This is a genomic window from Rhodococcus sp. KRD162 (assembly GCF_017168335.1).
Taxonomy (GTDB): domain Bacteria; phylum Actinomycetota; class Actinomycetes; order Mycobacteriales; family Mycobacteriaceae; genus Rhodococcoides.
On sequence record NZ_JABFAU010000011.1, the window covers coordinates 490,329 to 500,331 of the forward strand.

Annotated in this window: 9 protein-coding genes; 3 read left to right on the forward strand and 6 right to left on the reverse strand. The window is 64.0% G+C overall.

Annotated elements, in window-relative coordinates; genetic code table 11:
* Position 1: 1 nt before the first annotated feature.
* The gene (locus tag J1M87_RS16880) at positions 2–1,261 is read left to right on the forward strand and encodes an aspartate aminotransferase family protein (protein ID WP_206490613.1); all 1,260 of its coding nucleotides are present in this window, start codon (positions 2–4) and stop codon (positions 1,259–1,261) included.
* Here J1M87_RS16880 and J1M87_RS16885 read toward each other — a convergent pair.
* Complete coding sequence (locus tag J1M87_RS16885; protein WP_374222395.1) at positions 1,245–1,475, reverse strand: hypothetical protein; 231 nt, start codon at positions 1,473–1,475, stop codon at positions 1,245–1,247. The genes J1M87_RS16880 and J1M87_RS16885 overlap by 17 nt on opposite strands.
* Positions 1,476–1,529: 54 nt before the next feature.
* Here J1M87_RS16885 and J1M87_RS16890 point away from each other — a divergent pair, with 54 nt between their 5' ends.
* A complete protein-coding gene (locus J1M87_RS16890; protein ID WP_206490614.1) occupies positions 1,530–2,174 on the forward strand; it encodes a hypothetical protein in 645 nt (214 codons plus the stop codon).
* Here the strand turns inward: J1M87_RS16890 and J1M87_RS16895 are convergent.
* From J1M87_RS16895 to sthA, 5 genes are all read right to left on the reverse strand, one after another.
* On the reverse strand, positions 2,164–2,835 hold the full coding sequence (locus tag J1M87_RS16895) for a PhzF family phenazine biosynthesis protein (protein ID WP_206490615.1): 672 nt from the start codon (positions 2,833–2,835) through the stop codon (positions 2,164–2,166). The two genes, J1M87_RS16890 and J1M87_RS16895, sit on opposite strands and share 11 nt — an antisense overlap.
* 12 nt (positions 2,836–2,847) lie before the next feature.
* Positions 2,848–5,364 carry an RNA helicase gene (locus tag J1M87_RS16900; RefSeq protein WP_206490616.1) on the reverse strand — a complete coding sequence of 839 codons (2,517 nt, stop codon included), beginning with the start codon at positions 5,362–5,364 and terminating at the stop codon, positions 2,848–2,850.
* A gap of 70 nt (positions 5,365–5,434) precedes the next feature.
* Positions 5,435–6,418: an alpha/beta fold hydrolase gene (locus J1M87_RS16905; RefSeq protein ID WP_206490674.1), complete on the reverse strand. Its 984-nt coding sequence runs from the start codon at positions 6,416–6,418 to the stop codon at positions 5,435–5,437.
* Between the two features lie 334 nt (positions 6,419–6,752).
* Positions 6,753–7,697 (reverse strand): proteasome assembly chaperone family protein, encoded by a 945-nt coding sequence (locus J1M87_RS16910; protein WP_206490617.1) that lies wholly within the window; start codon positions 7,695–7,697, stop codon positions 6,753–6,755.
* Positions 7,698–7,881: 184 nt separating this feature from the next.
* Positions 7,882–9,297: a Si-specific NAD(P)(+) transhydrogenase gene (sthA, locus tag J1M87_RS16915; protein WP_206490618.1), complete on the reverse strand. Its 1,416-nt coding sequence runs from the start codon at positions 9,295–9,297 to the stop codon at positions 7,882–7,884.
* A 165-nt stretch (positions 9,298–9,462) separates the two neighbouring features.
* Here sthA and J1M87_RS16920 point away from each other — a divergent pair.
* Positions 9,463–10,003, forward strand: a 541-nt coding sequence (locus J1M87_RS16920) for an alcohol dehydrogenase catalytic domain-containing protein (protein WP_206490619.1), incomplete at its 3' end; no start/stop codon positions are given.

Below are 10,003 nucleotides of genomic sequence, written 5' to 3' on the forward strand. Positions count from 1 at the left end.
CATGTCTTCCGATCTGGATTCAGCCGGCACCGCACACTCCTCCGCGCTGTGGCACGGCTTCGCCGACATGGGCAATGTCACCGCCAGTGGGCCGTTCGTCATCTCGCGAGGTGAGGGTGCGTACATCTTCGACGACGCGGGCACCAAGTACCTCGACGCCACGGCGGGTTTGTGGTTCACCAACGTCGGCCACGGACGCCGCGAGATCGCCGATGCCGTTGCCTCGCAGCTGAGTTCGATCGCCCACTACTCGAACTTCGGTGACTTCGTTCCCGAGACCACGCTGGCTCTGGCCGACCGCCTGTCCGCGATCGCGCCCGTGCCGGGTAGCAAGATCTTCTTCACCTCGGGTGGATCGGACTCCATCGACACCGCAGCCAAGCTTGCGCGTCGCTACTGGGTGGAAATGGGACAACCGTCCAAGAAGCTGATCGTCGGTCGACAGAAGGCATACCACGGTATGCACGTGGCAGGTACTGCACTGGCCGGAATCGCGGTGAACAAGGAGAACTACGGCGAGCTCATGCCCGACGCCAGGACGGTGGCCTGGGACGACGCGAAATCGCTGCTGGCACTCATCGAGGAGGTCGGTGCCGAGAACATCGCGGCATTCTTCTGCGAGCCGGTGATCGGAGCGGGCGGGGTGTACCTGCCGCCCGAGGGCTACCTGCGCGAGGTCCGGCAGATCTGTCGAGACAACGACGTGCTGTTCGTCGCCGACGAGGTCGTCACCGGCTTCGGCCGCATCGGCGGCAGCTGGTTCGCTTCGACTCGATTCGATCTCGCACCCGATCTGATGACGACGGCCAAGGGGCTGACATCAGGATATGTGCCCATGGGTGCGGTGTTCATCGCACCGAAGATCGCCGAACCCTTCTTCGCGGGCGGAGTCTGGTGGCGACACGGGTACACCTACGGCGGGCACGCAGGCGCGGCCGCAGCGGCGATGGCCAACCTCGACATCATCGAGCGAGAGGACCTGCTCACCCACTCCGAGCGCATCGAGGCGGCCTTGCATACTCACCTGGCGCCGCTCGCCGCGCACGATCGAGTGTCCGAGGTTCGCAGCGGACTCGGTGCGGTTGCCGCCGTCCAGCTCGCCGACCCGGCGGAGGCGCTGCCCTTCGTCAAAACCCTTCGAGCGCATGGGGTTTCCGGTCGAGCCGCCGGTCAGGGTGCGATGCAGATCTCGCCGGCGTTCGTCATGACAGACGCCGAGATCGAAGAGTTGGCCGCACAGATTCTCAGCGCGCTCGGCTGAACCGGAGAGTCCCGAGCAGACGCTGCCCCCTCGACGGCAGGGGAGTAGGTGCCGGGTCCGGCTCGCCGGACATTGCCTCGAACCGCCGATGCAGCTGATCGCGCACTTCCTCGGGCGCATAGGCGCGCCGCTTGCGCTCGGACCGAACCACCAACGCCCCGGTGGCCGCGACACCGACCATCCCGGCGAGGCCGAGAGCTTTCCACACGTTCACTGGCCAACCGTACCGTCACGAGGCGGGGTGACGCCGAGACCTAGGGTGTGAGAGATGAACCCGTCGCGAATCGGCCTCGACACAGCCGTCGATGCCACCAGAACCGGAGACATCTGGATCTTCCGCGGACACTCGACGGCCGATCGGGCAATCCAAACGCTGACCAACAGCCCCGTCAATCATGTCGGAATGGCCGTCGTGATCGACGACCTGCCGCCGCTGATGTGGCACGCCGAGCTGGGAAAGTCACTGCAGGACATGTGGACCGGCAACTTTCAGCGTGGCGTGCAGCTGCACGACCTGCGCGCGGCCGTGACCCAGTGGGCCACCGTGTACCAACAGCGGTGCTGGCTGCGGCAGTTGGAGGACGCCGTCACGAAAGCCCAGGAAGACGCCTTGCTGCGCACGATCGCCCGGATGGACGGCACGGCCTTTCCTACCACCGCCGCACTCACCGGTCGCTGGTTCCGGGGACGAGTGCCCACGCTGCGCCGACGCCGGCAGCACTCGGCCGCCCTCGAAACCGCGTACTGCGCCGAGGTGGTCGCGATGACCTACGACGCGATGGGATTGCTCGCCGGACACAAGAAGGCCAACTGGTTCGACCCGGGGAAGTTCTGGAGCGGAGATCGACTCCCGCTGGCTGCGGGCGTGCGGTTGGGCGAGGAGATCGAGGTGGACGTACCCGTCACACCGTGATCGACGGATCGCTCACCGAACGTCCGCCCAATTCCACCCAGCCGTCGTCGATCGTGGTGCGCAATCGTGAGCCGACCCCCTGCACGATCGTCAGACCGCGGCCGAGCTCTCCGGTGAGGCGCACGGCGGCGGCACCGGTCGCTTCGTCCTCTGCGATTCCCATCATGGGGGCGAACATGCGCGATCGCACGGCCCCGCGCGCCTCGTCGGTCCAGGCCCAGAGATAGTGGTGCCCACTGTCGTAGGCGCTCGGGTCGGCTGCCGCTACCTCGGCTGCGTCGCGGACCTGATGGAAGGTGAACTGCGGAGTCCAGTCGGCGCGAGCGCGAACCCAGGTGTCTTCGCCGTCGTATCGGATCTCGAGCCCTGCGGCCGGAACTGTGAGGGTTCGTACCGGGTGGCCCTGTTCTCGGAGCCACCACGACAGACCGACCGTGGGATGTCCGGCGAAGGGCAGCTGCACCGCCGGGGTGTAGATGGTGGCCGAGGCCGCACCGGGCGCGGTGCGAGCGACGAACACCGTCTCGCTGTAACCGAGCTCGGTGGCGAACTGCTGTCTGTCCGCCTCGTCGACATCATCCGCGGTCACGATGCCGAGAGGATTGCCGAACCTGCCGTCGGCATCGGTGAACACTCGGACGACGGACACCTCGATAGCCATGTCGGGACGGTATCAGCCCGGGTTGATCACGATCTCGTCGAATACGATCTCGCCGGCGGCATCGGATTCCGGTACGTCGACGACGGCATCGAGCGACCAACCGTGATCGCCGTCCGGGTCCTCGAGCACCTGACGCACCGTCGTGGCCTCGGTGCCGACATCGAAGGTGAACAGCGCAGGCCCACGAGCCGAGGGCCCCGTTCCGATCGGTCCGTACTCGGCGAAGAACGGCTCGAGTTCGGTCTCCCAGTCCGGGCCGTCGTCGAGTTCCTCGAGCGCGTTCCATTGGCGACGGGCCGCCAGATCCACCCGACGGAAGATGGCATTGCGAGCCAGTACCCGAAAAGCCCTCGGGTTGGCCGAGATCGGACGCGGAGTATCGGAGCCATAGGCCTCGACCAGCGCTTCCGGCTCTGCACCGGGATCGGTCAGGTTCTCCCACTCGTCGAGCAAGCTCGAATCGACTTGACGGACGAGCTCGCCCAGCCACTCGGTGATGTCCTGAACCTCCTCGGTTCGAGACTCCGGTGGGACCGTCTGACGCAACGTGCGGTACGCGTCGGCGAGATACCGCAATACCAGCCCCTCCGACCGCATCAGACCGTAATGGCTGATCAGCTCGGCGAAGGTCATCGCCCGCTCGACCATGTCGCGCACGACGGACTTGGGCGACAAGCCGACCTCGGAAAGCCACGGGTGGGTGCCTCGATAGATCTCGAACGCCGGAACCAGCAGTTCTGCGAGCGGCTTCGGCCAGGTGACCTCCTCGAGCAGCTCCATTCTCTCGTCGTACTCGATTCCGTCGGCCTTCATCTGCGACACCGCTTCGCCGCGTGCGGCGTGCTGCTGAGCCATCAGGATCTGGCGCGGATCGTCGAGCGTGGACTCGATGATCGAGACCACATCGAGTGCGTGTGTCGGTGACTGCGCGTCGAGCAGATCGAACGACGCGACCGCGAACGTCGACAGCGGCTGGTTGAGTGCGAAGTCCGGTTGCAGATCAACAGTCAGTCGAGCATGTCGACCGTCGGCATCGGGGTGCTCCAACTGCTCGACGATGCCCGCGTCGACCAGGCCGCGATACAGCGAGAGCGCACGCAGAATGTGCTTGCGTTGAGCAGCCCGGGTTTCGTGATTGTCTTCGAGTAGATGACGCATCGCGTGGAAGCAATTACCCGGACGGGCGATGACATTGAGAAGCATGGCGTTGCTCACCGAGAATCTCGAGGTGAGTGGCTCGGGGCTCGCGGCAACAATCCGCTCGAATGTCGGCTCACCCCACGATACGAAACCGTCCGGGGCCTTCTTGCGCTGCACTCGCTTGAGCTTCTTCGGGTCGTCACCGGCCTTGGCCACCAGGCGAGCGTTCTCGATGTCGTGTTCGGGGGCCTCGACCACGACGGTGCCGAGGGTGTCGTAGCCTGCACGGCCTGCGCGGCCTGCGATCTGATGGAACTCGCGTGCCCGGAGCTTGCGAGTACGAACTCCGTCGTACTTGGTGAGTCCGGTGAACAGCACGGTCCTGATGGGGACATTGATACCAACACCCAGGGTGTCCGTTCCACAGATCACCTTGAGCAGACCGTCCTGCGCGAGCTTTTCGACCAGACGCCGATACTTGGGCAGCATCCCTGCGTGATGAACGCCGATACCGTGCCGAACCAGCCTCGACAGTGTCTTTCCGAAACCGGTGGTGAAACGGAAGCTACCGATCGCGTCGGCGATCTCGGCCTTCTCCTGTTTCGACGCGACGTTGACACTGGTCAGCGCTTGGGCTCGTTCGAGTGCCGCGGCCTGGGTGAAATGCACGACGTACACGGGCGCGAGGTGGGTGTCGACCAGTTCTTCGATGGTTTCGCTGATCGGGGTGGTGACATAGGAGAACATCAGCGGAACGGGGCGTTCGCTTCCGGAGACGACAGTGGTGGTGCGCCCGGTGCGCCGGGTGAGGTCGTCTCGAAAGAACGACACGTCTCCCAGCGTCGCCGACATCAACAGGAACTGCGCCTTCGGCAGCTCGATCAAGGGCACCTGCCAGGCCCACCCTCGATCGGGCTCGGAATAGTAGTGGAACTCGTCCATGATCACCTGGCCGATATCGGAGTCCGCGCCCTGGCGCAGGGCAAGGTTCGCCACGATTTCTGCGGTGGCGCAGATGATCGGCGCACCCGAATTGACCGACGCGTCGCCGGTCATCATGCCGACGTTCTGGGCACCGAAGATCTCGCACAGGGCGAAGAACTTCTCACTGACCAGTGCCTTGATCGGCGCAGTGTAAAAGCTGCGAATGCCTGCAGCCATGGCGGCATAGTGGGCTCCGATGGCCACCATCGACTTACCGGAACCCGTGGGCGTGGCAAGAATGACGTTGGAGCCCGAGACGAGCTCGATGAGAGCTTCCTCTTGGGCGGGATACAACGTCAGGCCCCGATCGGCCGTCCAGCTGGTGAAGGTGTCGAACAGGACATCCGGGTCTGCGCCGTCGGGATCGGCAGCGGTGACATCGGGAATCAGTTCGGTGAGAAGCACCTCTACAGGCTATGTGGGATCAACGACCGGTCCTGCATCGACACCGCGCCGGTCTGGTCGAGTCGACGCCTCAGGTCGCGCTGCGTTCGTCCGAACCCATGGCTCCGAGTACGGCCAGTCGGGTGCTGGCGCTCCCGGTGATCATGTCCTCGCCGACGCCGGTGATGAGCAGATTGCGCCACCGCACCTCGTCGAAGGCCAAGGACGGTGTCGAGTCGATGAAGTCCTCGACGACCTGCAGGAAACGCATCGGATCGTCGCGGAACGGGAAATGTCCGGAGTTCTCGAACACCTCGAGAGTGGAGCCGGGCATGGCCGAATGGGCGAGGCGGGCATGGCTGACGGGAATGACCGCGTCCTGATCACCCCAGACGAGCAGTACCGGCAGATTTTCAGTGAGATAACACCGATCCAGCATGGTGACGACTTGCCCACGCCAGTCGACCACGGCCCGCAGGGTACGCAAGTACGCCTCGTACGTGGTCGGGGCCGGGAGCTCGCTCAACACCCGAATCAAGTCAGGTGTGTCGTGCAGCAGCGAACCGGGCCGGAGTGGTGAACTGTGCAGCTTGCTCAGTACACCGCCTGCCAGCTTGACCGCAGGTATCGCTCCGGGGAGCCGAAGAAGTTTGACGGCCTCGCTCAAGAACGGCATCGAGGCGAGTCGAAGGATGGGATGGACGTCCTTGGTGACGCCACCGGAGGACACCAGCGCCAACCGGTCCACCATGTTGGGGAATTGGTACGCGAACTGCATGGCGACGCCGCCGCCCAGCGAGTGGCCCACGACCGTGACCTTCTCGATGCCGAGCACGGAGAGCAGATCTCGCATGCCGTTCGCGTACGCAGCGACGGAGTAATCCGCGCGTGGCTTGTCCGAGCGACCGTGCCCCAACAGATCGGGTGCGATCACGGTGTAATTCTTCGCGAGGTGAGGAATGACCTCGTTCCAGGTCTCGGAGTTGTCGCCGATCCCGTGGATCAGCAACACCACCGGACCGTCGCCTGCCATGCGAAAGGCTCGCCGGTAGCCGTGAATGGTCCGAAAGATCAACCGCGGTTCTTCATCGGGAACCGGGCGGAGCTTGCGATTGCGCGGAGTGGTGGACACTTGCGCCTCCTGAAATTCCCTGGTGCACCGCAGGCGGCACAGCACGGCGTCGCCGTGAACGGTTGTGTACGTCTATGCACTGGCGTACATAGTGCTACGACTCTCGCACGAGATGACCTCGTGGGCAGAACATCGAGTGCAAATACGGTTACAGGTATGTTTCGATCTGCCCACGCTGTCCAACTCAACCGCCTCGGTGCCGGGAATCTGTGACCACTCACACTCTCGTTCGGCTCACGATGGGGTTCGGCTTGTGCTGTCGCTCGGTCCGACGAGGCTACCCCGTGGTGTCGTCTTTGCCGTCGTCGAAGCCCGTCTGCTCGGCCAAGAACCTCTCGAACTCGGCACCGAGCTCGTCTCCGCTCGGAAGCGGCTCGTCACCGGCGAGCAGCGTCGACTGCTGTTCCTGCGCTGCGACATAGGTGTCGTACTGGCGCTCGAGCGCCTGCACAACGGACTGAACCTCTTCGTTGCCGGTGATGTGCTCGTTGACCTGTTCCCGCACTCGCGCGGCCGCCTCGCCGAGCGCTGCAAGCGGAAGGTCCAGCTCGGCTGCCTCGCTGACGTTCTCGAGGAGCGTCTCGGCTGCACTCGGGTAATCGGTCTGGGCGAGGTAGTGCGGGACATGCACCGAAAAGCCCATCGATTCATGGCCGTGCTGCGCCATCCGGAGCTCGAGCAGCGAGGAGGCGCTGCCGGGTACCTGCAGATCGCCTGCCCAGCTGTTGCCGTCCTTGACCAGCGATTTGTCACTGGAATGGGCAGTGACTCCGAGTGGGCGCGTATGCGGAATCGCCATCGGGATCGAGCCGAGCCCGATCGTGCGCCGCACTCCCAGTTGATCGGCGAGCAGCCGGACGGCAGTGGTGAACTTCTCCCACCGCAGATCCGGTTCCATCCCCGCCAACAACAGGAAAGGGGTACCGGCGCGGTCCTTGACCGCGTACAGATTGAGCTCGGGCGCATCGTAATCGGAGAAGTGATCGGACTTGAACGTCATCGTCGGACGACGAGAGCGGTAGTCGATCAACTCGTCGACGTCGAACGAGGCCACGAGTTCGGTCTCGAGACTCTCGCGCAGATGAGTCGTCGCAAGCTTCACCGCATGTCCCGCGTCGGAGAATCCTTCCAAGCCGTGCACGAGGACTGGTCCGACACCGTCGTTGGAGAAAATCTGCGGTGCCGGAAACTCCAGCTCGTACATGTTCGACTGTTCGGTCATGGCCGGGCCCCTTTCGGATCGACTCGTCTGTACCTCGGCACGAGATTCGGGTCAGAATACGCCGACCGCCGGCTCGAGCCGTACACGCGCGATCTCGACCGTGGCGAATCCCTCATGGACACAACAACCGATCGACGGCCGTTCATTCCCGGTGGTGGTTCGCGCCGTCTTCGACGGAACTGCGTCAGCGATCGAAGTTGGCCAATGCCCGGATCTTGTTGGTGACGTCCAGCGCGGCGACCTTGTATGCCTCGGACAGGGTCGGGTAGTTGAAAACGGCATCGACCAGATAGTCGACGGTGCCGCCGCAGCCCATGACGGCCTGCCCGATATGCACGAGATCCGTCGCACCCGAACCGAAGATGTGCACGCCGAGAATCGACCGGTCCTCGGTGGAGACCAGCAACTTCAACATCCCGTACGAGTCGCCTGCGATCTGCCCGCGGGCCAGTTCGCGATACCGCGACACCCCGACCTCGTAGGGAACCGAACCCTTCGTCAGATCCACCTCGGTCGCTCCGACGTAGGAGACCTCGGGAATGGAGTAGATGCCGATGGGCTGTAAGTCCGTCAGTTGAGCACTCGACTCGCCGAACGCGTGATACGCCGCGAGCCTGCCCTGATCCATCGATGTCGCGGCGAGCGCCGGGAATCCGATGACATCGCCGACCGCGTAGATGTGATCGACCTTGGTCTGGAAATGCTCGTCGACGAAGATGCGACCTCGCGCGTCGGCCTCGAGACCGGCGTTCTCGAGTTCCAATGCAGTGGTCAAGCCCTGCCGTCCGGCCGAATACATCACGGTTTCCGCTGGAATGCGCTTACCGCTCGCGAGGGTGGTCACCGTGCCGTTCGGTCCGACATCGACCGCCGTGACAGCCTCCCCGAATCGGAATGTCACCGCGAGATCGCGGAGATGGAACTGAAGCGATTCGATGATCTCGCGATCGCAGAAGTCCAACATCGAATCACGCTTCTCGACGACGGTGACCTTCGTGCCGAGGGCCGCGAACATCGAGGCGTACTCGATTCCGATGACCCCCGCCCCGACCACCACCATCGATGCGGGGATGAACTCGAGGTTCAGAATTCCATCGGAGTCGAGTACCCGGTAGTCGTCGAACGCAACGTCCGCGGGACGTGCGGGCGCGGTTCCGGTGGCGATCACCACGTTCTCGGCGGTCACGGTGATGCGCTCGCCCCGGGACTCGTCCTCGACGACGATGGTGTGCGCATCGAGGAACTTGCCGACACCGGTGATGAGTTCGATGCGGTTGCGCAGCAGTTGCGAGCGGACGACCTCGATCTCCTTGCCGATGACGTGCTGGGTGCGCGCCAGCAGATCGGCAGGCGTGATGTCTGCCTTGACTCGGTAGCTGGCCCCGTACAGCTCACGTTGATTCATGCCCGTCAGATAGAGGACGGCCTCACGCAACGTCTTGGAAGGGATGGTGCCGGTGTTGACGCACACCCCGCCGAGCATGTGCCCCTTCTCCACGATCGCCACTCGCTTACCGAGCTTCGCTGCTGCGATGGCGGCCTTCTGGCCACCGGGGCCGGAGCCGATGACCACCAGGTCGTACGCCATGTGTTCGGACATTGCTCATTGGTACCGCTCGCACGCAAAGAACGTGTGTTCGCTCGGTCACAACCTCGTGAACAGAGAACTACCCACCGCGGCACGCATGCAGATGTAGCTACGGTCTGATGCGTTGTGACAGGCTGAACCGCGAACGCATCACACCAGCTTTCAGTGGAGGAACATATGCCGCAACAGGTCCGGGCAGTCGTTGCCAAGAGCAAGGGCGAGCCCGTGTCGATCGAGACGATTACGATTCCGGATCCGGGTCCGAACGATGTGGTGGTCGCGGTTGCGGCGTGCGGGGTGTGTCATACGGATTTGCATTATCGCGAGGGTGGGATCAACGACGAGTTTCCGTTTCTGCTCGGGCACGAGGCGGCGGGCACGGTCGAGTCGGTCGGTGCGGCGGTCACGCATGTGGCGGTCGGTGATGTGGTGGTGTTGAACTGGCGGGCGGTGTGTGGGGAGTGCCGGGCCTGCCGGAAGGGCAGGCCGTGGTATTGCTTCGATACGCACAATGCGTCGAAGAAGATGACCCTCGCGGACGGGACCGAGCTCTCGCCTGCGTTGGGTATCGGCGCGTTCGCGGACAAGACGTTGGTGCACGAGGGCCAGTGCACGAAGGTCGATCCGCAGTCCGATCCGGCGGTGGTCGGGCTGCTCGGATGCGGGGTGATGGCCGGGTTGGGTGCGGCGATGAACACCGGCAACATCTCGCGGGGCG